This is a genomic window from Micromonospora maris AB-18-032 (assembly GCF_000204155.1).
Taxonomy (GTDB): Bacteria; Actinomycetota; Actinomycetes; order Mycobacteriales; family Micromonosporaceae; genus Micromonospora; species Micromonospora gifhornensis.
Genome location: NC_015434.1, coordinates 2,206,272 through 2,229,302, shown reverse-complemented (window position 1 = coordinate 2,229,302; position 23,031 = coordinate 2,206,272). Strand labels below are relative to the sequence as shown.

Annotated in this window: 19 protein-coding genes; 5 read left to right on the top strand and 14 right to left on the bottom strand. The window is 70.9% G+C overall.

Annotated elements, in window-relative coordinates:
- Positions 1-420: 420 nt before the first annotated feature.
- The gene (locus VAB18032_RS10255; protein ID WP_013732743.1) at positions 421-1,932 is read right to left on the bottom strand and encodes a replication-associated recombination protein A; all 1,512 of its coding nucleotides are present in this window, start codon (positions 1,930-1,932) and stop codon (positions 421-423) included.
- Positions 1,933-2,007: 75 nt separating this feature from the next.
- Positions 2,008-2,205: a hypothetical protein gene (locus VAB18032_RS10250; RefSeq protein ID WP_013732742.1), complete on the bottom strand. Its 198-nt coding sequence runs from the start codon at positions 2,203-2,205 to the stop codon at positions 2,008-2,010.
- 163 nt (positions 2,206-2,368) lie between these two features.
- On the opposite strand from VAB18032_RS10250, the gene VAB18032_RS10245 reads away from it, so the two are divergent.
- Complete coding sequence (locus VAB18032_RS10245; RefSeq protein WP_013732741.1) at positions 2,369-3,112, top strand: GNAT family N-acetyltransferase; 744 nt, start codon at positions 2,369-2,371, stop codon at positions 3,110-3,112.
- Here the strand turns inward: VAB18032_RS10245 and VAB18032_RS10240 are convergent.
- From VAB18032_RS10240 to VAB18032_RS10220, 5 genes are all read right to left on the bottom strand, one after another.
- A complete protein-coding gene (locus tag VAB18032_RS10240) occupies positions 3,070-4,503 on the bottom strand; it encodes an MFS transporter (protein WP_013732740.1) in 1,434 nt (477 codons plus the stop codon). The two genes, VAB18032_RS10245 and VAB18032_RS10240, sit on opposite strands and share 43 nt — an antisense overlap.
- Positions 4,500-5,093 carry a helix-turn-helix domain-containing protein gene (locus VAB18032_RS10235; protein ID WP_043720317.1) on the bottom strand — a complete coding sequence of 198 codons (594 nt, stop codon included), beginning with the start codon at positions 5,091-5,093 and terminating at the stop codon, positions 4,500-4,502. Before VAB18032_RS10235 ends, VAB18032_RS10240 begins: the two co-directional genes overlap by 4 nt.
- A 199-nt stretch (positions 5,094-5,292) precedes the next feature.
- Positions 5,293-6,105, bottom strand: a complete 813-nt coding sequence (locus VAB18032_RS10230) for an SDR family oxidoreductase (RefSeq protein WP_043720314.1) — start codon at positions 6,103-6,105, stop codon at positions 5,293-5,295.
- 123 nt (positions 6,106-6,228) lie between these two features.
- A complete protein-coding gene (aspS, locus tag VAB18032_RS10225) occupies positions 6,229-8,049 on the bottom strand; it encodes an aspartate--tRNA ligase (protein WP_013732737.1) in 1,821 nt (606 codons plus the stop codon).
- Between the two features lie 302 nt (positions 8,050-8,351).
- Positions 8,352-9,404 carry a S1 family peptidase gene (locus VAB18032_RS10220; protein ID WP_043720310.1) on the bottom strand — a complete coding sequence of 351 codons (1,053 nt, stop codon included), beginning with the start codon at positions 9,402-9,404 and terminating at the stop codon, positions 8,352-8,354.
- A gap of 249 nt (positions 9,405-9,653) precedes the next feature.
- Between VAB18032_RS10220 and VAB18032_RS10215 the strand changes: the two genes are divergently transcribed.
- On the top strand, positions 9,654-10,484 hold the full coding sequence (locus tag VAB18032_RS10215) for an SGNH/GDSL hydrolase family protein (protein WP_013732734.1): 831 nt from the start codon (positions 9,654-9,656) through the stop codon (positions 10,482-10,484).
- A 230-nt stretch (positions 10,485-10,714) separates the two neighbouring features.
- Here VAB18032_RS10215 and VAB18032_RS10210 read toward each other — a convergent pair whose 3' ends face one another.
- A complete protein-coding gene (locus tag VAB18032_RS10210) occupies positions 10,715-11,185 on the bottom strand; it encodes a winged helix-turn-helix transcriptional regulator (protein ID WP_043720307.1) in 471 nt (156 codons plus the stop codon).
- A 54-nt stretch (positions 11,186-11,239) separates the two neighbouring features.
- On the opposite strand from VAB18032_RS10210, the gene VAB18032_RS10205 reads away from it, so the two are divergent.
- Positions 11,240-11,758: a PaaI family thioesterase gene (locus VAB18032_RS10205; protein ID WP_013732732.1), complete on the top strand. Its 519-nt coding sequence runs from the start codon at positions 11,240-11,242 to the stop codon at positions 11,756-11,758.
- A 193-nt stretch (positions 11,759-11,951) separates the two neighbouring features.
- Here the strand turns inward: VAB18032_RS10205 and hisS are convergent, their stop codons facing one another.
- Together hisS and VAB18032_RS10195 are read right to left on the bottom strand one after the other, a co-directional pair.
- On the bottom strand, positions 11,952-13,280 hold the full coding sequence (gene hisS, locus VAB18032_RS10200; RefSeq protein ID WP_043720302.1) for a histidine--tRNA ligase: 1,329 nt from the start codon (positions 13,278-13,280) through the stop codon (positions 11,952-11,954).
- Between the two features lie 54 nt (positions 13,281-13,334).
- A complete protein-coding gene (locus VAB18032_RS10195; RefSeq protein ID WP_013732730.1) occupies positions 13,335-14,054 on the bottom strand; it encodes an MBL fold metallo-hydrolase in 720 nt (239 codons plus the stop codon).
- Positions 14,055-14,300: 246 nt separating this feature from the next.
- Between VAB18032_RS10195 and VAB18032_RS10190 the strand changes: the two genes are divergently transcribed.
- Entirely contained in the window at positions 14,301-15,200 is a 900-nt protein-coding gene (locus VAB18032_RS10190) for a peptidylprolyl isomerase (RefSeq protein ID WP_013732729.1), read from the top strand.
- Positions 15,201-15,247: 47 nt separating this feature from the next.
- Complete coding sequence (locus VAB18032_RS10185) at positions 15,248-16,075, top strand: peptidylprolyl isomerase (protein ID WP_013732728.1); 828 nt, start codon at positions 15,248-15,250, stop codon at positions 16,073-16,075.
- A 497-nt stretch (positions 16,076-16,572) separates the two neighbouring features.
- On the opposite strand, the gene VAB18032_RS10180 is transcribed toward VAB18032_RS10185, so the two are convergent.
- The 4 genes from VAB18032_RS10180 to secD all read right to left on the bottom strand — a co-directional run bounded on the left by VAB18032_RS10180 (position 16,573) and on the right by secD (position 22,969).
- Entirely contained in the window at positions 16,573-19,020 is a 2,448-nt protein-coding gene (locus tag VAB18032_RS10180; RefSeq protein ID WP_193386315.1) for a RelA/SpoT family protein, read from the bottom strand.
- A gap of 195 nt (positions 19,021-19,215) precedes the next feature.
- Positions 19,216-19,782, bottom strand: a complete 567-nt coding sequence (locus VAB18032_RS10175; RefSeq protein WP_013732726.1) for an adenine phosphoribosyltransferase — start codon at positions 19,780-19,782, stop codon at positions 19,216-19,218.
- A gap of 105 nt (positions 19,783-19,887) precedes the next feature.
- Entirely contained in the window at positions 19,888-21,084 is a 1,197-nt protein-coding gene (secF, locus tag VAB18032_RS10170) for a protein translocase subunit SecF (protein ID WP_013732725.1), read from the bottom strand.
- A 1-nt stretch (position 21,085) separates the two neighbouring features.
- A complete protein-coding gene (secD, locus tag VAB18032_RS10165; protein ID WP_043720300.1) occupies positions 21,086-22,969 on the bottom strand; it encodes a protein translocase subunit SecD in 1,884 nt (627 codons plus the stop codon).
- Positions 22,970-23,031: the final 62 nt, after the last annotated feature.

The following is a 23,031-nucleotide window of genomic DNA, read 5'->3' as shown; positions in this document are numbered from 1 at the left end:
CAGCGGGACGTCCGAGATCCGGTTGCGTACGCGCGTCAGCGGTAGGCCCTGGGACCGGCCCCGTCGGCGGCCCCGACGAGCCCGGGGCAGGGTGAGGGCGGCCCGGAAGTGGACCGATACGGCCGGCGGCCGGCGGGCCGGCACGATCCGGGCCGGGTGGCACCGCCGCGCCAGGTGGCACTGGACCGGGTGGCACCGCCGGGCCGGACCGCGCGGCCGGTGCCTCCGGTGTGGGTGGCGCGCCGTCGGGACCGAGACCACCGCGCTGCTGCTTGGCCGAGCGCAGATCGTCGATCCAGCCGAAGTCCTCGCCGCCTTCCGGTTCCTCCGCGACGGCCTCGGACTTGTTGCGGCCCCAGCGGCGGTTCTTGGGACGCCGCTCGTCCTGGCCGTCCTCCGGTCGCTCCGAACCAGGCGATCTCACTGTTGACCCTTCCCGTCGGCGCGATCGCCGACCTCATCGGTCACTTCGGCGTCCGCGGTCGTCAACTGCGGTTCCTCGGCACCGGGTCGGGCCGGAGCCCGACCGGAGACCGGTGGCGTCGTCGTGGGGGCGGCCAGGCCACGGACGATCCGGCGCAACAACGGCAGCCGGGTGGCCACCGACCGTTCCGCGCCGTGCTGGCTCGGCTGGTAGTAGTCGGTCCCGACCAGGTCGTCCGGCACGTACTGCTGGCGGACCACGCCACGCTGGTCGTCGTGGGGGTAGCGGTACCCGGTGCCGTGACCGAGGCCGCGGGCACCGGCGTAGTGGGCGTCGCGCAGACTCCGCGGCACCGCGCCACCCCGACCCGCCCGTACGTCGGCGATCGCCGCGCCGATCGCGGTGGTGGCCGAGTTCGACTTGGGTGCGGTGGCGAGGTGGATCACCGCCTGAGCGAGGTTGAGCTGCACCTCGGGCAGGCCGACGTACTCGACCGCGTGCGCGGCGGCGGTCGCCACGCTGAGCGCGCTCGGATCGGCCATGCCGACGTCCTCGCTGGCGAAGATGACCAGCCGTCGGGCGATGAACCTCGCGTCCTCCCCGGCGACCAGCATCCGGGCCAGCCAGTGCAACGCGGCGTCCACGTCCGAACCCCGCATGCTCTTGATGAAGGCGCTTGTCACGTCGTAGTGCGCGTCGCCGGCGCGGTCGTAGCGCACGGCCGCGGTGTCCACCGCCCGCTCGGCGGTGGCCAGGTCGATCCGACCGGTGCCCAGCGCGGTGGCAGAGCCGGCCGCCGCCTCCAGGGCGGTCAACGCCTTGCGGACGTCCCCGCCCGCCAGCCGGACGAGATGGTCCTCGGCCTCGCTGTCGAGGGTGAGCGCACCGGCCAGACCCCGCTCGTCGGTCATCGCCCGGCGCAGCAGGCCGCGCACCGCCGCGTCGTCGAGGGGTTGCAGGGTGAGCAGCACGCACCGGGACAGCAGCGGCGAGATGACCGAGAAGTACGGGTTCTCCGTGGTGGCCGCCAGAAGCGTGACGGTACGGTCCTCGACGGCGGCGAGCAGGGAGTCCTGCTGGGTCTTGCTGAACCGGTGCACCTCGTCGATGAAGAGCACGGTGGGCGGTCCCCCCGACCGGCGCTGCCGCCGCGCGGTGTCGATCACCGCTCGGACGTCCTTCACCCCGGCCGACAACGCCGACATGGCGACGAACCGCCGGTCGGTGGCAGCGGCCACCAGATGGGCGATGGTCGTCTTGCCGCTTCCAGGCGGCCCCCAGAGGATGACCGACATCGGGGCGTCACCGGTGACGAGTTGTCGCAGTGGCGCGCCGGGGGCGAGCAGGTGGTCCTGACCGACGAGTTCGTCCAGGGTCGCCGGACGCATCCGCACCGGCAGCGGGGCGTCCGGGCCGACCGGGGTGAAGCCGCCGACGCCACTGGAACCCGCCACCGCACTGGCTGCTGCGGCAGGTTCACCCAGGGTGAAGAGCGTCTCGGACTCCATCACGAGAACAGTACCGGGCTCGACCGACGGCGCCAGAATCACGCCGTCGACCGAGCCCGGGATGATCCTTCTCGGTCAGCCGCGACCGGGGCGACGGCCCCGGTACCAGCGGCCACCGCGCCCGCCCACGCCGGCCAGGTGCAGCGCGAGCAGCAGCAGGCCGATGAGTACGAGGGTGTTCCAGTTGAACAGGTCCGGCGCTCCGAGGTTGCTGCCCAGCAGGTCGAGCAGAAGTGCGAAGCCGAAGACCACGGCGGCGGCGATAGCGAGCATGACGTTCCTCCGGTGGGGGTGCCAGTAGGTCGTCCCCGCATGTACCCGATCGGTCCCGACGCCAATCTCCACGGTGGAGCACCGACCCGCGCCGAGAAGGGCAGGCCGCCACCCCGGGAGGGGCCGTTCGTGCCCTTGTCCCGGCACCCCTAGGCTCATCCTCATGGTCATCGCCGACGGGGCGCTCGCCGAGCGGGAGGCGATTTTGAGCGCCATGGACCAGCACCCGTTCGTCCGACACTCACTACCGACGCGGGAGACCTTTCGGGTCTGGCGAGGGGACGGCACCCTGGGCTGGCTGCTACCCGCTGCCACGCTGGGGCCGCTGGGTGGAGTCTTCGGGCCGCCGGCCGAGGCGCTCGAATTGTTCGGCGCGCTCACCGCCCAGGGTGTCTTCCAGCCTGGCCGCTGGGTGCACCTGCCCCGGCTGGCCTCGGAAGCCCTCGACGCCGTGCCGAGCGTGACGGGCCACGAGGACTGGGACTTCCTCTGGACGACCACGCCACCGCCGCGGCAGCCGGGCGAGGAGCGGGTCGTCCGGCTCTCCGAGGCGGACCACCCGGCGTTGACCGCGCTCATCGACGAGTCGTTTCCGACCTCGACGGCACGGCCGGGCAATCCACAGGTCGTCGACTGGTACGGCATCCGCGAGGGCGACCGGCTGATCGCCTGCGGGGCCGACCGGACCCGAGGTGACGTGGGCTTCCTCGCCGGGCTGACGGTTGCTCCGGCCTTTCGCGGTCGCGGCCTGGGCGCCGCGCTCACCGCCGGCATGAGCCGCGCGCTGGCAGCCCACCACGACACGCTGGCGCTGGGTGTCTACCCGGCCAACATCGGCGCGATCCGGCTCTACCGTCGGCTCGGTTACACCGCCGCCTTTCCGCTCACCTCGGTGCGCTGCGCCTGACCAGCCGCCGGCTCACCGTCCCCCGCCAGTCTGGCCACCGGCACGCCTGGCGGTCCGGCCGCCGGCACGCTGTCCCCCGACGGTCTGGCCGCCGACTCGCCGTCCCCCGGCGACGGGCCGGTGTCCGGCACGCCGGCATCCCGCCCATCGTCTGCGGATTGGCGGCCGGCGCGCCAGGCCGGTAGGTAGAGCGGCGCGGCGACGGCCAGCACCACCGCGCCGACCAGCATCGCCGTACTCACCCCGGCTCGGTCGCCGATGTAGCCGAGCACCACCCCACCGAGGGCGCCCGCCGGCATCGCCACCATGGAGTTCAACGAGATCAGACTGGTCCGGTACGGGCCGGCGACCTGCCGATGCAGCAGCCCCATGTGCAACGGGTTGGACGCGCCGTGCACGGCGTAGCAGGCGACGAAGGCGATCAGCACTCCGGTCGGACCGGCGAACAGCGCCATGCCGACGACGGTGATGCCCTGCAGGATCCGCAGCAGGGCGGCACCGGGCGCGGCACCGAGCCGACGGATGAGCAGTGGCGTCAACGCCGCGCCGCCGGCCGAGGCGAGCCACGCCGCCGTACTGGCCGGGCCGAGCAGGGTGGCGGCCCGATCCGCGTCGGCGACCACCTCGGCCAGCCGGATCGGCAACAGCCCCTCGAAGGTGGCCATGCCGAAGCCCCAGAACAACTCGACCGCCACCAACGCGAGCAGCACCCGGGAGCGGCGCAGCAGGCCGAACGCCTCGCCCACCATCCGTGGGGCCTCCCGCACCGAGGCGCGCAGCGCCGCCGGCCCGGTCACCGCGCGTCGTTCGGTCAACAGAGCCAGCAACGCCACCAGGTAGACCACCTGCAAGCCGACGGCGGCGATCACCGGTCCGGTCAGCGCGCTGAGCGGACCGATCGGCCCGAGGGCCACCAGGGCGCCGCTGAGCAGCGCGCCGGCCGCCATGGCCAGGCCGAGCACCGTGCCGCCCTGGCCGAGCCCGTTCTCGTACCGGGCGTCGGGGTCGGCGGCCAGGGTGGTGTCGACGTACCAGGACTCCAGGGGGCCGCTGTCCAGGGCGCGGAACACACCCTGCAACGCCCAGACGGCGACCAGCAGGGCGAAGGAGTCCGCCACCACCAGCAGCCCGGTCGAGACGAGACCGACCAGGCTCGCCACCACCAGCACCGGCTTGCGCCCGAGGGCGTCGGCGAACCCACCGGTCGGCAACTCCAGCGCCAGGACCACCACGCCCTGCGCGGCGATGGCCAGACCGATCTGGGTCAGCGTCAGGCCGCGTTCCTGCATGAGCAGGATGGTCACCGGGATCAGCAGGCCGACCGGCAACCAGCGCAGGCCGTGCAGGACCAGGTAACGCCGCCGGACCTGGCGTACGGACAGGGGGTTCACCGGCCGCCACCGATCAGCAACGGCAGCGCGGCGAGGAAGATCTGCACCTGCTCGGCACCGGGCTCGGCCGGATCAGCCTCGGCACGGTAGCGCTCCAGCACCTGCCACACCTGTGTGCGCAGCTCCGCCAGCCGGGTCACCGGAATGGTCATGAAGATGTCGCTCATGCCGAACGCGTCGCGCCAGGCCGGCGGCCACTGGTCGCGTACGGCGAACCACCGCTCGGCTTGCTCGGCGTACTGGCGTACCTGCTCGGCCTGGATCCACTCGATGGCCGCCCGCGCATCCGGGTCGTCGTCGAAGTCGGTGTTCTCCCAGTTCGTGACGTCGTGCGCGGCCCGCCACCATCGCTGCCGCCCGGTCCCCCGGTCGGGTTCCTCGACCACCAGCCCCACCTCGGCCAACTGCCGCAGGTGGTAACTGGTCGCCCCGGTGTTGGTGTCGAGCAGCTCAGCAAGCCCGGTAGCCGTCGCCGGCCCCTTGATCCGCAACGCCCCCAACAGCCGCGTCCGCAGCGGATGCGCCAACGCCCGAACCTGCCGCCCATCGATCCGCACCCGCCTGGGCCGGCCCTTCTCACCACTCCCCATTCATCCACAATACCTATGCAGAACTCTTATGCACAATCCCTGTGCACCCTCCTTGCCCCGCGATCTTGCACTCATGGTCGCCCTTTAGCGGCTTTTGCACGGGTTCGCCCCGACAGAAAGAGCAAGATCGGCGCGGGCGGGCGGGCGGCGCGGGGTGGGGTGGGCGGGCCGCGTGGGGTGGGGCTCGCGTGGGGGTGGGTTAGAGAGTGAGGAGTTCGGTGATGCCGCGTAGGCGGGTGCGGAGCAGGGTGGTGGCGCGGGTGGTGTCGAGGCGGATCGTGGTGGGACGGACCAGGCCGTACTCGACCGTGGTCGTGGTCTTCAGGGCGGACGCGTCGAGTCCCTGGTGGTGCGCCACCAGCCGACCCAACTCGGCCCGGCTGACCGCCTCCGGACCGGCCACGTTCAGCGTCCCGGCGTAGTCGGAGCCGACCAGTTCCACCACGGCGGCGGCGAGGTCGGTGACGTCGATCGGGCAACGCAGCTCGTCGGTGAAGAGCGTGGCCCGACCGGCCAACGCGTCGCGACAGAGCTGGATCTGCTTGCTGCCCTGACCCACGATCAGCGAGGTACGCACCAGCACCGCAGACGGGTCGAGCGCCCGTACCACCGTCTCCGCGGCCGCCTTCGCCGCACCGTACGGGAAGATCGGGGTGGGTGGGTCGTCGTCGGCGTACGCCTCGGGACGCCCGGCGTGCAGCGCGTCGCTGGACATGTGCACCAGCCGGGCACCCACCTCGGCAGCGGCCCCGGCCACGTGCGCCGCCCCGTCGGCGGTGACCGCCCAGGCGTCGTACCGGTAGGAGGCGTTGACCACGACGTCGGGGCGCACGTCCGCGACCAGCGCACGCACCGCGGACCGGTCCGTCACGTCCACCCGCCGGACCACCACCCCCGGCACCCGCACGTCACCGCAGTGGCACGTCCCGACCACCGACCACCCCGCGCCGACCCCCCGCCGACACACCTCCCGCCCCAGGAACCCGCTACCCCCCACCACCAGAACCCGCATCCTCAGCCTCCCCCGGTTGGTCGATCAAGAAGTTGCGTCGCCGAAGCGCCTAGAGCATGACGCAAACTTCTTGATCGACCAGGAAGCCAAGGAGGCCGCGGGGGCCGAGCAAGGGTGGGTGGGTCAGGTGGGGTCGGCTACCGGGGCGGCGGGGCCGGCGGTGCCGGGGTGGGGGGCCTGGGTCGGCTTGGGCTTGGCGTCGATGCCGGCTTCGGTGCGCTGCTGGGCGGTGATGGGGGTGGGGGCACCGGTGAGGGGGTCGAAGCCGCCTCGGGTCTTCGGGAAGGCGATCACCTCGCGGATCGAGTCGGCACCGGCGAGCAGCATGCAGACCCGGTCCCAGCCGAAGGCGATGCCGCCGTGCGGCGGCGGGCCGTAGCTGAACGCCTCCAGCAGGAAGCCGAACTTGTCCTGCGCCTCCTCGGGCGTGATGCCGAGCAGGTCGAAGACCCGCTGCTGCACGTCGCGGCGGTGGATACGGATCGAGCCGCCGCCGATCTCGTTGCCGTTGCAGACGATGTCGTACGCGTACGCCAGCGCCCGGTCCGGTGCCTCCTCGAAGCGGTCCACCCACTCGGAGTTCGGCGAGGTGAACGGGTGGTGCACCGCCGTCCAGCCATCCGCCGCGCCGCTCTCGTCCGAGGTCCGTTCGAACATCGGCGCGTCGACCACCCAGCAGAACGCCCAGGCACTCTCGTCGATCAGGCCGGCCCGCTTGGCGATCTCGATCCGGGCCGCGCCGAGCAGCTCCTGCGCCTCCCGGGTCTCGGCGCTGGCGGCGAAGAAGATCGCGTCACCGGGCTTGGCGCCGACCGCGTCGGCCAGCCCGTTCAGGTGCTCGGCCGACAGGTTCTTCGCCACCGGGCCGCGTGCCTCGCCGGTCTCGGCGTCGAGCACCACGTACGCCAGGCCCTTGGCGCCGCGCGCCTTGGCCCAGTCCTGCCAGCCGTCCAACTCCTTGCGGGTCTGGGACGCGCCGCCGGGCATGACCACCGCGCCGACGTAGCCGCCCGCGTCGATCGCGCCGGCGAAGACCCGGAAGGTGGTGCCGCGCAGGTAGTCGGTGAGCTCGGTCAGCTCGACGCCGTAGCGCAGGTCCGGCTTGTCCGAGCCGTACCGGGCCATCGCGTCGTGCCAGGTGATCCGCGGGATCGGCCGGGGAATCTCGTAGCCGGCCAGATCCGACCAGAGGGCGGACACGATCGCCTCACCGAGGTCGATCACGTCATCCTCGGTGACGAAGGACATCTCGATGTCCAGCTGGGTGAACTCCGGCTGCCGGTCGGCCCGGAAGTCCTCGTCGCGGTAGCAGCGGGCGATCTGGTAGTACCGCTCCATGCCGCCGACCATCAGCAGCTGCTTGAACAGCTGCGGCGACTGCGGCAGGGCGTACCAGCTGCCGGGCTGCAGGCGCACCGGGACCAGGAAGTCGCGGGCACCCTCCGGGGTGGACCGGGTCAACGTCGGGGTCTCGATCTCCAGGAAGTCCCGCTCGTGCAGCACGGTGCGGGCCAGCTGGTTGGCCCGCGAGCGCAGCCGCATCGCCTTGGCCGGGCCGCTGCGGCGCAGGTCGAGGTAGCGGTACTTGAGCCGGATGTCGTCGCCGGCGACCACCTGGTCGTCGACCGGCAGCGGCAGCGGCGCCGCCTCGGAGAGCACGTCCAGCTCGGACGCGGTCACCTCGATCTCGCCGGTGGGCAGCTCCGGGTTCTCGTTGCCCTCGGGGCGTCGGGTCACCTCACCGACGACCTTGACGCAGTACTCGTTGCGCAGCGCGTGCGCGTCCTCCTCGCGGAAGACCACCTGGACCACGCCGGAGCCGTCGCGCAGGTCGACGAAGATGACACCGCCGTGGTCGCGCCGGCGGGCCACCCACCCGGCGAGCGTCACCGTGGTGCCGGCGTCCGTCGCGCGCAGGCTGCCGGCGTCATGGGTACGGATCACGGCGTGCGTCTCCCTCGTGAAGCTCTACATCTGTTCCCGGCATTCTCGCAGCACGCCCCCGCCGCCGTTTGCCGGGTGCAAGGAAGGGCACCTTGTTAACGCCTGAGGTAGTAAAGGGGCCCCCTTTTAACAGTCGGCGCGCACCGGATCGAGGTGCTCCGCTACCTGGTGCCCGCGCACACGCGGGCGGCCCACCAGATCGACATGCGTCGGCGCGTGAACGGCGGCACGCATGCGGGCGGGCCGCCGGAGGAGGAATTCGGCGGCCCGCTGCGGTGAGGAGGGTCAGTGGTGCGAACGGATCAGTAGACGCTGACGCCGTAGCGGCTCAGCACCGGCCCGACCGGCTGGAAGTAGGTGGTGCCGCCGATGCTGCAGTTGCCGCTGCCGCCAGAGGTCAGGCCGAGCGCGATGGTGCCGCTGAACAGCGAGCCGCCGCTGTCACCGGGCTGGGCGCAGATGTTGGTCCGGATCAGGCCGCGGACCTGACCCTCGGCGTAGTTGACCGTGGCGTTGAGGGCGGTCACCGAGCCGCTGCGTACGCCGGTGGTGCTGCCGGAGCGCTGCGCGGACTGGCCGACGTAGGCGTTGCCGGAGGCGGTGATGTCGCGGAAGGTGCCGTTGTAGAGGGAGACGTTGCCCGGCTGCACCACGCTCTGGTTGCTGTACCGGACGATGCCGTAGTCGCTACCCGGGAAGACGCTGCCGGTACGCGAACCCAGCAGCGAGGTCTGGCTGGAGTTGCTGTACCAGTTCGCCGCGATGTTGGTGCAGTGCCCCGCGGTGATGAAGTAGTACGTGCTGCCGGCCCGCACGTTGAAGCCGAGCGAGCAACGCCCGCCGCCCTGCGCGTAGATGGCCTCGCCACCGGAGATGCGAGTGCTCAGCACACCGGCCTCGGCCTCGATGCGTACCGCGCCGTTGGTCCGCGCCGCGGCGGCCTTGACGCGCTCCAGCTTGGCGCCGGTCACCGTGCTGTCGACGGAGACGACGACCTGGTTGGTGGCCGGGTCGACCCACCAGGCGGTGCCCGGGATGGCCGCGGAGCGGTCCAGTTCGGCGGTGGCCCGGTTCAGCTCCGCCGCACCACGCTTGACCAGCTTCGGGGTGGCGCCGGCCGACGCCACCTGGCGGGCGGCGAGGCTGTCGGTCACCGCCACGACCATCTTGCCGGCCGCATCGGCGTACGCGCCGGCGGCGCGGGCGCCGAGCCGCTCGGCGAGAGCCGCAGCGGAGTCAGGCGTGGCGGACGCGGGGGCCGCCTGGGCGGGGGTGCCGGCCAGTACGCCAGCAACGAGGGTTCCGGCCGCGGCGACGGTGACGGCGCGGCGCAGCATTGACCTTGTGGGTCGCATGTAACAGCCTCCCGGAGGGGGTTGGAGGGCCCTGTCACGTCGACAGGGCAGGGCAAAACTCGGCCACCTGGGGAAACGGCCAAGCGAAGGCAAGTATTCACATATTTAAGATCATTGACAAGGCCACCCTTTGCCCCCACTTTCACCGTTCGACCGAGGTAACCCGTCTGCAACATTGTGGATACAGACAGTCGTCTATACGCTCTGGTCACCGCGCCGCCACCCGGCAACCGTGAACCGGAGGCCACCATGACCCTCGTCCGACGCGCGCTGGCCACCCTCGCCGGCGTCACCGCCCTCGTCCTGTTCGCCACCGGCCCCGCCGTCGCCGACCCCGGCCCACCACCGAACTCGATGGCCAGCCTCGGCGACTCGATCACCCGCGGCTTCAACGCCTGCGGGTGGTACGTCGACTGCACCGGCCGCTCGTTCAGCACCGGCGACGACACCACCGTGAACAGCCACTACCTGCGAATCCGCCGAGTCAACTCGGCCATCAACGGCCGCAACCACAACGCCGCCCGCACCGGGGCCAAGTCAGCCGACCTGTACGGCCAGGCCGGCACCGCGGTCAGCCAGGGCGTCGGCTACGTGACCGTCCTGATCGGCGCCAACGACGCCTGCACCAGCTCGGAGTCGACGATGACCTCGACGGCCACCTTCCGGGCGAACATCGACTCCGCGCTGACCCGACTCAAGTCCGGCCTGCCGAACGCCAAGGTCTACGTGATCAGCATCCCGGACGTGCACCGACTCTGGTCGGTCGGCAAGGACAGCAGCAGCGCGCGTACCGCCTGGTCGCTCTTTGGCATCTGCCAGTCCATCCTGGCCAACCCGACCTCCACCGCCCAGGCCGACGTCGACCGCCGCAACCGGGTCCGCCAACGGGTGGTCGACTTCAACGCCCAACTAGCCGCGGCCTGTACCGCATACGGCGCAAACTGCCGGTACGACAACAACGCCGTCTTCAGCTACCCCTTCACCCTCGCCCAGCTCTCCACCTGGGACTACTTCCACCCCAACACCACCGGCCAACAAGCCCTGGCCACCATCTCCTACCCCGCCGGCTACCCCTGGTAGCCCTCCCTCCCCCCTTCCCCTCCCCCGCCCCCGCCCCGTACCCTCCCCGCGATCTTGCACTTTCTGTCGGTGCGAACCTGAACAAAAGCCCCGAAAGCGCGACCGAAAGTGCAAGATCGACGGGCGCGGGGCGGGAGCACGGGCACGGGGCGGGAGCCCGGGCACGGGGCGGGAGCCCGGGCACGGGGCGGGAGCCCGGGCACGGGGCGGGAGTCTGCGGGGTGGGGAGGCTAGCGGGGGTGGGCGCCGGGGCCGGGGCGGGGGATGAGGTCGCGGGGGTCGGTGACGGGGTGGCCTGCGGTGCAGTGGAGTTCCACGTGCACCTCGGCGCCACAGTCACGGTGGCCGACGCTCAGCGGCGACCCCTCCGGGTCGGCGAGGTAGCGGTCACCCCAGGCCAGGACGGCGACCAGTACCGGCCACAGGTCGAAGCCCTTGGGAGTGAGGCGGTACTCGTGGCGGATCCGGCTGCCCGGCTCCCGGTACGGCTCGCGGCGTAGCACGCCCTGCTCGACCAGGCCGGCCAGCCGGTTGGTCAGCACCTGCCGGGGAATCCCCGTCCGCACCCGCATGTCGTCGAAGCGGCGGACCCCGTTGAACACCTCACGCAGCACCACCAGGGTCCACTTCTCGCCGAGGATCTCCATGGCGCGGGCGACCGTGCAGTTGTCCACCGACCAGTCCAACGCGGCGGGTCTCATCCCACCAGGCTAGGTCTCGTTGACAGACTCAGCAACCGCTGCCAGGCTGAGTCCATGACGCAGACGCAGGATGCGACGCGCAGCCGCACCTTCTCGTGGTCCGACCCGAGCATCAACGCCGCGCAGATCGGCCGGCGCAGCGGCCTGGACCTGCTCCGCGCCATGGTCGCCGGCGAACTGGCCGCCCCTCCGGTGATGCACCTGATCGACATGGCCAGCATGACCGCCGAAGAGGGACGGGTGGTGGTCGAACTGCAGCCGCAGGAGTTCCACTACAACCCCCTCGGCACGGTGCACGGCGGCGTCATCTCGACGCTGCTGGACACCGCCGCCGCCTGCGCCGTACACAGCACCCTGCCGGCCGGCATCGGCTACACCACACTCGACCTGAACGTGAAGTTCCTCCGCCCGGTGACCGTGAACTCCGGCACGCTGCGCTGCGAGGGGACGGTGCTGCAACAGGGCCGTCGTACCGCCCTGGCCGAGGCCCGGCTGACCGACGGGCGGGACCGTCTCGTCGCCCACGCCACCTCCAGTTGCCTCCTGCTGCCCCTGGAGCCTCCCGCCGCCTGACGCAGCCAGCACCGGGCGGCACACGAGCCGCCCCGGGCGTGATCGTCGCCAGAGCCAGCAACGACCACGCCCGGGGCTTCACCGGGGTACGAGCACAACCAGGCCCGGTAGACGGCCGAGTTCGGGTCCGCCGGCAGACAGGCGGTCCGGGCTGCAGCGGGACCGCGCCGGCACCGGCTCGGTGCCGGCCCGCTCAGCCGACCAGCGGCTTGAGGTCGGCCTGGGGTGGGGTCCACTCCCCTGCTGCGGCGGCGACCTGGTCGCCGGAGCGGATGTCCTTGACCTCGTCGGGCGCGCCGTCGGTGCCGGGGAACCAGACGTACGGGATGCCGCGCCGCTCGGCGTACCGGATCTGCTTGCCGAACTTCGCCGCGCTCGGCGAGACCTCGGTGGGGATGCCCCGCGAGCGCAGCGCCTCGGCGACCCGGTTGCTGGCCGCGCGCTGCTCCTCGCTGGTCACGGCGACCAGCACGCAGGTCGGCACCGACCGGGACACCGACAGCGCGTCCGCGCCGAAGAGCAGGCCGAGCAGCCGGGTCACCCCGATGGAGATGCCCACCCCGGGAAAGCGGACGTTACCGGCGCTGGCCAGGTTGTCGTACCGGCCGCCGGAGCAGACCGAGCCGAAGCGCTCGTACCCGATCATCTGGGTCTCGTAGACGGTGCCGGTGTAGTAGTCCAGGCCCCGGGCGATGCGCAGGTCGGCCACGCAGAGGCCGGGCGAGTGCGCGGCGGCGGTCTCCACCACCCGGACCAACTCCTCGACGCCCTCGTCCAACAGCGGATCGCTGACCCCCAGCCCACGCACCGCGTCGGCGAAGGACGGGTCCGGCGCGGAGATCTCGGCCAACGCCAGCACCGCCTTGGCCTGCGCATCGCTCGCCCCGGCCGTGGTCGCCAGCAGCTCCGTCACCCCGGCCGGGCCGAGCTTGTCGAGCTTGTCGACCGCGCGCAGCGCCGCCTCCGGGTCGGTCAGCCCGACACCCCGGTAGAAACCCTCGCAGATCTTGCGGTTGTTGACCTGAATGCGTACCGGCGGGATCGGCAGCGACCGCAGCGCGTCGCCGATGACCAGCGGCATCTCCGCTTCATAGTGCGGCGCGAGGGTGTCCCGGTCGACGATGTCGATGTCGGCCTGGAGGAACTCCCGGTAGCGACCCTCCTGCGGGCGCTCACCGCGCCACACCTTCTGGATCTGGTAGCGACGGAACGGGAAGTTCAGCTTGCCGGCGTTCTCCAGCACGTAGCGGGCGAACGGCACGGTCAGGTCGAAGTGCAGGCCGAGGGTGTCGTCGCCGGACGGGCCCTCCGGGTCCCCGTGCAGCCGACGGATCACGTAGACCTCCTTGGAGGTCTCCCCCTTGCGCAGCAGCTGGTCCAACGGCTCGACCGCGCGGGTCTCCAGCGGGGCGAAGCCGTACAACTCGAACGTCGACCGGATCCGGTCCAGGACGTACTGCTCGATCATCCGCTGGGCGGGCGTCCACTCCGGAAAGCCGGAGATGGGCGTGGGCTTGCTCATGATGCTCCGTTCGGAAACCCGCACGGTCCGCGCGGGTGAGCGTGGGAGCGGCCGCTACAGGCCGCGGGTGGAGGCCGCCGGTCGCCCGCCGCCCATCCCGGCCACCTCGGCGAGGTACGGGTTGGTGGCGCGCTCGCGGCCGATGGTGGTCGCGGGGCCGTGGCCAGGCAGTACGACGGTGTCGTCGGCCAGCGGCAGGATCTTGTCCCGCAGGCTGGTCAGCATCGTCGGCATACTGCCGCCCGGCAGGTCGGTACGGCCGATCGAGCCGGCGAACAGCACGTCACCGGAGAGGCAGACCTGATCGGCCTCCCACGGCGAACCGGCGCCGGGCAGTCGGAACAGCACCGACCCGCCGGTATGGCCGGGCGCGTGATCGACGGTGATCTCCAACCCGGCGAGGGTGAGCGTCGCACCGTCGGACAGCTCGGCCACGTCCTCCGGTTCGGCGTACGGCAGCCGCCCGCCGAACAGCTGGGTCAGGTCCATCGACAGCGCCTTGGCCGGATCGGCCAGCAGCTCCCGGTCCCCCGGGTGCACGTAGGCGGTGATCCCCCGCGCCCCGCAGACCGGCGCCACCGAGAAGGTGTGGTCCAGGTGGCCGTGGGTGAGCAGCACCGCGGCCGGATGCAGGCGATGCTCGGCCAGCAGCGCGTCGAGCCGGTCGATCACCCCGATGCCGGGGTCGACCACCACGCACTGTTCCCCCGGCCCGGTGGCGACCACGTAGCAGTTGGTACCGAAGGCGTCGGCGGGAAAGCCGGCTACGAGCACGTCCGCTCCTCATCTGTCGTGCTGTCCGGTCGAAGCCTAACCGGCAGCTCGCGACGTTTTCGTCGTCCGCCCCACCAGCCTCACCGGGCGCTGGTATGTCCCGATCAGCCTGTGCACAGACCTCGTACACGACTTTTCCAGCCAGTACCCGTACACTCTGGCGGGCGTGTGGCGTGGCGCACCTGCCGCCCGACGGGTACGCGCAACCACCGGCTTGACGAACAGGGTAGAGGAAGGGGAGCACGGGTGGCTTCCAGCAGGGACCGGCAGCGCAAACTGGCGCGGGCCAAGCTCGACCGGCAGATGGCTCGTCGGGCCGCCGCCCTCAGACGACGTCGGCAGATTCGTGCCGGGGTCGGTACCGCCCTGATCCTCGTCCTTGTCGTGGCGGGCTCGGCCTGGGCGCTGGGTGCGTTCGACCGGGAACCGACCGAGGACACTGCGGCCCCCGAGGTCTGCCTCTGGACCCCGCAGAACACCGAGGGCAACAGCAACCTCAAGGACGTGGGCGAGCCGGCCACCACCGGGCTGCCGACCACCGGCACACGGCCCATGACGGTGACCACCAACCAGGGCGCGCCGATCAGCATCGAGTTGGATCTCGCGAAGGCGCCGTGCGCCGCCGCGAGCATCGCTCACCTGGCGAGCCAGTCGTTCTACGACAACACCAACTGCCACGAGATCACGGCCGACGGCGCGGTGCGCTGCGGTGACCCGAGCGGCACCGGACTCGGCGGCCCGGCGTACTCGTTCTACAGCGAGAACGTGCCGACCGCACCGGAGAGCAGCCCGGCCCCGGCGACCGAGCCGCCGACGTACCCCAAGGGCACGGTGGCGATGATCTCGAGCCCGCCGGGTGCCAACAGCAGCCAGTTCCTGATCTTCTTCAAGGACTCCATCAGCCACGAGCCGGCGTACCCGATCATCGGTCGGGTCACCGGGGGCCTCGACGTGGTGGAGAAGATCGGTGCCCTGCCGACCGTGGACAATGAGGCTGGGCAGAAGGTCAAGCCGGAGAACGACGTGGTCATCCAGAGCCTGACCGTCGGTGAGCCGGTGCTCGATCCGGCATCGCCGGCCGACCCCACGGGTACGCCGAGCCCGGCGGTCTCCGGCTCGACCGAGGCCAGCCCGAACGCCGGCTGACCCGCCACGGGCCAGCGGCATCCACAGACAGTCCAGGAGGATCGAGCGTGACGTCCACCAGAGAGCGGCAGCGCGCGGCGGCCCGCGCCCGGCTCGAGAAGGAGATGGCCGAGCGGGCGGCCCGGGCCCGCAAGCGCCGCCAGACGCAGGCGGTCGTGGGCGGCGGCGTGGTCCTGCTGCTGGTGGTCGCCGGTACGGTCTGGCTGGCCAGCAGCCTGATCGGCGACGACAGCGGCACCGACACCACCGCCCAGAGCGCGGACACGGTGCAGTGTGACTGGGTCGAGCTGCCCAACGGCGAGCGGAGCCCGACGACCAAGGACGTCGGTCTGCCGCCCGTCGAGCAGAGCAAGGTCGGCATCCAGACCATGACGATCACCACCAACCTCGGTCCGATCACCGCCCGGATCGACCGCTCGGCGGTGCCCTGCACCGCAGGCAGCTTCATCCACCTGGCCGAGCAGAACTTCTTCGACAACACCAAGTGCCACCGCCTGGTGACCGAGGGCATCAAGGTGCTCCAGTGCGGCGACCCGAGCGCCACCGGCAAGGGCTGGCGGGACAGCGACGGCACCGGCGGCCCGAGCTACCGGATGGCCGAGGAGAACCTGCCGACCGACAAGCGTCCGCCGTACCCCGCGGGCGTCATCGCGATGGCCAACTCCGGCCAGCCGGCCAGCAGCGGCAGCCAGTTCTTCATCGTCTATGGCGACTCGCCGCTGGACCCGAACTACACCGTGCTCGGCACCATCACCGACGGCATGGACATCGTCGAGGACGTCGCCAAGGCAGGCGACGACGGTGCCTTCGCCCAGCAGGCCGGTGGCGGCCACCCCAAGAAGGAAGTCGTCATCACCGACCTGACGATGAGCTGACCTCCTCCACCGCATTGTTGAAGGGCCCGCCGGCTACCCCGGCGGGCCCTTCAACATTGCACACCCGCACACCCGCACACCCGCACACCCGCACACCCGCACACCCGCGATCTTGCACTTCATGTCGCCTTTATGCGCAGTTCATCCCGCTATGTGACGACCAAGAGTGCAAGATCGCCGCGCACAAGGCCCGCGGGCGTAGACCCTCAGGCCACGCGCACCACGCGTACGCGTGGATCTTGCACTTTGTGTCGCCGTTACGCGGCATTTATCCCGGTATTCGGCGACCGAAAGTGCAAGATCAACGCATGAAGGGGCCGCGCGTGCAGGCCCCCGGGGCAGGTTCCCGTGCACGGCCCGCACGGCATCGACCCACGCAGGGCATCGACCCACGCAGGGCATCCCCGTGTAGGGCACCCCTGGGCAGGGGTATGCCGCTGCACGGGCACGCGCGTGCGAGCTTTGCCGCGGGGTTGGGGGCGCGGCGAGGGGTGGGGTTAGGAGCCGGAGGTTACGCGGTAGGCGTCGAAGACGCCGTCTACCTTGCGGACGGCGGCGAGCAGGTGCCCCAGGTGTTTCGGGTCGGCCATCTCGAAGCTGAACCGGCTGACCGCCACCCGGTCGCGGGTGGTGGTGACGGTGGCGGAGAGGATGTTGACCCGCTCTTCGGAGAGCACCCGGGTGACGTCGGCGAGCAGTTTGTGCCGGTCGAGGGCCTCCACCTGGATGGCGACCAGGAAGGTCGAGGCGGAGGTGAGCTTCCAACTCACCTCGACCACCCGTTCGCCCTGGGCGCGCAGGTCCTCGGCGTTGGCGCAGTCGTCGCGGTGCACGCTGACGCCGCCGGAGCGGGTCACGAAGCCGAAGACCGAGTCCGGGGGTACCGGGGTGCAGCAGCGGGCCAGTTTGATCCAGACGTCGCTGACGCCGCGTACGACCACGCCGGGGTCGTGGCTGGAGACCCGGCTGCGCGGCGGCCGGGTGGCCACGGCGGTCTCGGCGATGTCCTCGGCCGCGCCCTCCTCGCCGCCGTAAGTGGCCATCAGCTTCTGCACCACCGACTGGGCGGAGACCTGACTGTCACCGACCGCCGCGTACAGCGACGCCACGTCGGCCAGGTGCAGGTCCCGGGCGATCGCCATCAGGTTGTCGGAGGTGAGCATCCGCTGCAGAGGCATGCCCTGCTTACGCATCGCCTTGACGATCGCGTCCTTGCCCTCCTCGATCGCCTCCTCGCGGCGCTCCTTGTTGAAGTACTGCCGGATCTTCGTCCGCGCCCGAGGACTCTTGACGAAGCCGAGCCAGTCCTGCGTCGGGCCGGCCGTGTCGGACTTCGAGGTGAAGATCTCGATCACGTCGCCGTTGGACAGCGTCGACTCCAACGGCACCAGCTTGCCGTTGACCCGCGCCCCGATGCACTTGTGCCCGACCTCGGTGTGCACCGCGTACGCGAAGTCCACAGGCGTCGACCCGGTCGGCAGCGGAATGACGTCACCCTTGGGGGTGAAGACGTACACCTCCTGGCTGGACAGGTCGAACCGCAACGCGTCCAGGAACTCGCTCGGGTCGGCGGCCTCCCGCTGCCAGTCCAGCAACTGCCGCAGCCAGGTCATCTCGTCGATGTGCGCCGGCGGGCCGACGATCTGAGTGCCCTTGTGCTCCTTGTACTTCCAGTGCGCCGCGATGCCGAACTCCGCCGTACGGTGCATCGCGTACGTGCGGATCTGCATCTCCACCGGCTTGCCGGTCGGCCCGATCACCGTGGTGTGCAGGGACTGGTACATGTTGAACTTGGGCATCGCGATGTAGTCCTTGAACCGGCCCGGCACCGGCTGCCAGTTCGCGTGGATCACACCCAACGCCGCGTAGCAGTCCCGCACCGTGTCGACCAGGATCCGCACACCCACCAGGTCGTAGATGTCGTTGAAGTCCCGACCCCGCACGATCATCTTCTGGTAGATCGAGTACAGGTGCTTCGGCCGACCGGTGGTCTCCGCCTTGATCTTGGCGGCCTTCAGGTCGGTCTGCACCTTCTGCGTCACCTGCCGCAGCAACGCCTCCCGCTGCGGCTGGTGCTCCCCGATCAGCCGGTTGATCTCCTCGAACCGCTTCGGGAACAGCGTGCCGAAGGCCAGATCCTCCAGCTCCCACTTGATGGTGTTCATACCGAGACGGTGCGCCAGTGGGGCGAGGATCTCCAGGGTCTCCTTGGCCTTCTGCTCCTGCTTGGGCCGGGGCAGGAAGGTCAGCGTACGCATGTTGTGCAGCCGGTCGGCCAGCTTGATCACCAGGACCCGAGGGTCCTTGGCCATGGCGACGACCATCTTCCGGATGGTCTCCGCCTTCGCCGCGTCCCCGAGCTTGACCTTGTCCAGCTTGGTGACGCCGTCGACCAGCAGGGCGACCTCGCCACCGAAGTCCGTCCGCATCTGGTCGAGGGTGTACTCGGTGTCCTCGATGGTGTCGTGCAGCAGCGCGGCGACCAGCGTGGTGGTGTCCATGCCCAGGTTGGCGAGGATGGTCGCCACCGCGAGCGGATGGGTGATGTACGGGTCACCGGACTTGCGGTACTGGCCGGAGTGCCAGCGCGCCGCCGTGTCGAAGGCCCGCTGCAACAGCCGCGCGTCAGCCTTGGGGTGATTCTCCCGGTGTGACGAGATCAGCGGCTCCAGCACCTCGCTGACCTGCGAGGACTGCCAGGGCGCGTTGAATCGGGCCAGCCGCGCCCGGACCCGGCGCCCGGTGGGCGCGTGGGACAACGCGAAGCTACTGCTCGGCGGGGAATCAGCGGCGGCCTCGACGGGTGTGATGTTGGCACCGGCACCCGTACGGGCCACATCGCCGGTGGGTAGCGCCGTACCCGGCCCGCCGCCCGGCGCCGCAGCGGCGCTGTTGCGGTTCACCGAGCCGTCCGCGTCGCCTGTCGGATGCACCGTGCCCTCCACCGGAGGGGCGACATCGTGGGACACCGGCCTCCTCACCGCTCGCCGGAAACGAACCGACCGTGCGCCGGCCGGCCTGGTCTCGTGCCGCTCGGACGGCTCACCGTCCGCTCAGCAATGGGCAATGCTACCCGCACCGACAGTGCCCTGCCGCTCCGCCGGACGTACCGTGCCGCCTCGTCCGGTGGCGGTCGGCGCTCAAACGGTCAACAGGGCATGGACGTCGCGTGGCGCCAGCCGCTCCCGCCCCTTGAGGAAGGCCAACTCCAGCAGCACGGTGAACCCGGTCACGGTGCCACCGGCGCGCTCGACCAGGTCCAGCGTCGCCGCGGCGGTGCCTCCGGTGGCCAGGACGTCGTCCACCACCAGGACCCGGTGTCCGGCGGTGAAGGCGTCCTGGTGCACCTCCAGGGTGGCCTCGCCGTACTCCAGGGCGTAGGAGGCGGCGTACGCGGGTCGGGGCAGCTTGCCGGCCTTGCGGACCGGCACCACACCGACCCCGGTGGCGTACGCGATGGCGGCGGCGACGACGAAGCCCCGCGCCTCGATGCCGACCACGGTGTCGAAGGACTCCCGCCCGTGGTACGCGACGATCCCGTCGATCACGTCACGGAAGGCGGCACCGTCGGCGAACAACGGCATGAGGTCCTTGAACATGACGCCAGGCTTGGGGAAGTCGGGCACGTCGAGCACCCGGCTGGCGACCAGCCGAGCGACATCCGGGCCGCTGTCCCCCCGTACCCCGCTGCTGTGGGTCTCCGTCACGGTAGCTCCGCTCCCCTTCCACGACGACGGCGGCGTCCGGCACGCTGCTCGCACAGCATGCCGGACGCCGCCGGATGAGTTCCTACCGGGTGGCCCCGGTGTCGCTCAGCGTCGCTTTCCGCCGCCCGGGCGGTTGCCGCCGCCAGGCCGCCCACCGCGGGCGCCGCCGGAGCGCTTGCCCGCCGGCCGGGCCCCCACCTTCGGGGCCGCCGCACCGGCCAGAGCCGCACCGGCCTCCGCCGGCACCGGCTCCTCGTCGTCCTGGTCGACCGCGGCGGCCGTGGCCGCTTTGGTGCGGGCCTCCTTCGCCGGCACCGGGTTGGCCCGACGGGCCTCCACCCGCTTGTTGTGCGCCTGGATCCGCGGGTCGCGGTTCTTCAGCACCACCAGCAGCGGGGTGGCCAGCGTGATCGAGGTGATGAACGCCATGGCCATACCGACGAACAGCACCAGACCCAGGTCCTTCAGGGTGCCCGCACCGAGCAGACCGGCACCGATGAAGAGGATGCCGCCGACCGGCAGCAGGGCCACCACCGAGGTGTTGACCGACCGCATCAGGCTCTGGTTGACCGCCAGGTTGGCGGCCTCGCCGTAGGTCTGGTTGTTGTTCGCCGTGATGCCTCTGGCGTTCTCCTGCACCTTGTCGAAGACCACCACCACGTCATAGAGCGCGAAGCCCAGGATGGTGAGGAAACCGATGATCGTCGACGGAGTGACCTCGAAGCCGACGATCGAGTAGATGCCGGCGGTGAGCACCAGGTTCATCACCAGGGAGAAGATGGCCGCGACCGCCATCTGCCACTCGAAGCGCAGCACCAGGTAGGCCGTGACCAGGGCGATGAAGATGACCAGACCGAGCAGGGCCCGGTTGGTCACCTGGCTACCCCAGGCCTCGCTGACCCGGTTGGCGCTGATGTCGTTCGCGTCGATGCCGAACCGCTCGGCCATGTCGAGGCGGACGGTCTCGGCCTGCGACTGGTCGAGCTGGGTGGTCCGCAGCTCGTAGAACGAGCCGCCGGCCCCGCCGACCTGCTGGGCGGTGACCACGTGGGCACCCGCGGTGCTCAGCGACTCGCCCGCGGTCTCCTCGGCCTGCTGCATGGTGCCGACGCTGGTGGGGATCTGGAACGAGTTGCCACCGGCGAACTCGATGCCCGGGTTGAACCCCTTGATGAGGATGCTGGCCAACGCGATCAGCACCAGCACGGCCGCCGCGGTGAACCACATCTTGCGCCGGCCGACGACGTTGAGGCCGGCCTCGCCCCGGTAGAGGCGGCTTGCCAGAGAGTTCTCAGCAGCCATCTCAGGCCTCCTTGACACGCGGGTTGCGGGGCTGGGCCTGCTCCGACTTGGCCGGTAGCACCCGGCCGAGACCACTGACCCGCGGGGACAGGAACGCTTGGCTCCGGGCGAGCATCGTCATCATCGGGTGCCGGAAGAGGAAGACCACGACCAGGTCCAGCACGGTGGCCAGACCGAGGGCGAAGGCGAATCCCTTGACCGTTCCGACCGAGACGATGTAGAGGACCACCGCCGACATGATCGTGATGGCGTTCGCCGAGATGATCGTACGGCGGGCGCGGACCCAGGCACGGGAGACCGCGCTACGCGGGCTGCGGCCCTCGCGGATCTCGTCCTTCAATCGCTCGAAGTAGATGACGAAGGAGTCCGCCGCCACACCTAGCGAGACGATGATGCCGGAGATGCCGGCGAGAGTGAGGGTGAAGCCGATCTGCCGGCCGAGCACCACCAGCGCGCCGAAGAGCAGCAACGCCGACAGCACCAGGCTCGCGAAGATCACCGTGCCGAGCAGCCGGTAGTAGAAGAACGAGTAGATGATGACCAGCAGCATGCCGATGCCGGCGGCGAGCAGACCGGCCCGCAGGTAGCTGGCGCCCAGGGTGGCAGTGACGTTCTGCTGCTCCTGCGCCTCGAAGGTGACCGGCAGGGCACCGTAGTTCAGGTAGCCGGCCAGCTCGCTGGCCTCGGCGTTGCTGAAGTTACCGGTGATCTGCGAGTTGCCGGTGAGCACGCCCTGGATCTGCGGCGACGAGATGATCTGGTTGTCCAGCACCACGGCGACGCGGCAGCGGCCCTCGTCACCGAGCGCGGAGGCGTCACACGCCTGACCCTCGTTGTTGAAGGCCTCGCGGGTCAGCGCGGTCCACTTCTCCTGACCGTTGCGGGTGAAGTCCAGGCTGACCACCCACTGGCTGGTCTGGTCCCGCACCGCGGCGGCGGAGTCGACGTCGGTGCCGAGCACCTTCGCCTGGTCCAGCAGGTTCTTGGCGTAGCCGCCCTCACAGGCGACGACCTGCTGGTCCGCGGCGGAGATGGACGCCGGCGGCCGGTCGTCGAGCTGGAGGCAGCCGATGGTCGGCACGTTGAACTGCATCTGGGTCGGCAGCACCGCGACCTCGCGGCCGGTCAGCTCGGCGAACGGCTTGAGCTTTTCGGCAAGCGTCGGGTCGGCGCTGAAGTCGGCCGGTGCCTGGAGGCCGCTCGCGGCGGCCCAGGCCTCCGCGCCGACCTTCGCCTCGACGGCCTTGCGCTGATCTTCGAGGCTCTGCGGCACCGGCTCCTCGCTGGCGCTCGGCGACGCGCTGGCGCTCGGCGACGGGGTCGCGCTCGGGCTCTCCGACGGGGCTCCACCGCCCTGACCGCCGGACGGCGATGCCGTGGCCTCGGCGTTCGGGGTGGGGGTGGCGCTGCCGGTCGGGCTCGGGGTGGCGGCCGGGTCGGCGGTGCCGCTCGGGCTGGGGGCCGGCGAGGGGATCGCACCGCTGCCGTCGACGATCTTCAGGACCTTGCGGAAGCGCAGCTCGGCGGCGCTACCGATCTCGGTCAGGTCCCGGTTCTCGCCGGGCAGGGAGACGACGATGTTGCGGTCGCCCTCGGTGACCACCTCGGCCTCGGCAACGCCGTACGCGTTGACCCGGCTCTCGATGATCTGGCGGGCCTGCTCGAGGTTGTCCGCCGTCGGTGCCCGGCCGTCGAGGGTGTTCGTCGCCTCCAGCGTGAGCCGGGTGCCACCGACAAGGTCAAGACCGAGGCGCGGTTCGAGCCGGTCCTTCCAGCCTCCGCTGGCACCGCCCGCGAAGAACACCAAAAGATAGAGGACGACAAGGATGCCGCCCAGTACGGCCAATTGCCGTCCCGGGCGCATCTGTCCCTGAGGTGGTGCCACGGCTGTCCTGTCTCCCTGTGCGGTCGCGCCGCCGCAGGCGCGACGGCGGGTCGGCCGGTCTG

Excerpts from the sequence above, each read along its gene's own strand:
- VAB18032_RS10245 (WP_013732741.1), top strand. The coding sequence starts at position 2,369 with ATGGTCATCGCCGACGGGGCGCTCGCCGAGCGGGAGGCGATTTTGAGC.
- hisS (WP_043720302.1), bottom strand. The coding sequence starts at position 13,280 with ATGAGCAAGCCCACGCCCATCTCCGGCTTTCCGGAGTGGACGCCCGCC.
- VAB18032_RS10250 (WP_013732742.1), bottom strand. The coding sequence starts at position 2,205 with ATGCTCGCTATCGCCGCCGCCGTGGTCTTCGGCTTCGCACTTCTGCTC.
- VAB18032_RS10235 (WP_043720317.1), bottom strand. The coding sequence starts at position 5,093 with ATGGGGAGTGGTGAGAAGGGCCGGCCCAGGCGGGTGCGGATCGATGGG.
- VAB18032_RS10210 (WP_043720307.1), bottom strand. The coding sequence starts at position 11,185 with ATGAGACCCGCCGCGTTGGACTGGTCGGTGGACAACTGCACGGTCGCC.
- VAB18032_RS10205 (WP_013732732.1), top strand. The coding sequence starts at position 11,240 with ATGACGCAGACGCAGGATGCGACGCGCAGCCGCACCTTCTCGTGGTCC.
- VAB18032_RS10255 (WP_013732743.1), bottom strand. The coding sequence starts at position 1,932 with ATGGAGTCCGAGACGCTCTTCACCCTGGGTGAACCTGCCGCAGCAGCC.
- secF (WP_013732725.1), bottom strand. The coding sequence starts at position 21,084 with ATGGCTGCTGAGAACTCTCTGGCAAGCCGCCTCTACCGGGGCGAGGCC.
- VAB18032_RS10215 (WP_013732734.1), top strand. The coding sequence starts at position 9,654 with ATGACCCTCGTCCGACGCGCGCTGGCCACCCTCGCCGGCGTCACCGCC.
- VAB18032_RS10230 (WP_043720314.1), bottom strand. The coding sequence starts at position 6,105 with ATGCGGGTTCTGGTGGTGGGGGGTAGCGGGTTCCTGGGGCGGGAGGTG.
- VAB18032_RS10220 (WP_043720310.1), bottom strand. The coding sequence starts at position 9,404 with ATGCGACCCACAAGGTCAATGCTGCGCCGCGCCGTCACCGTCGCCGCG.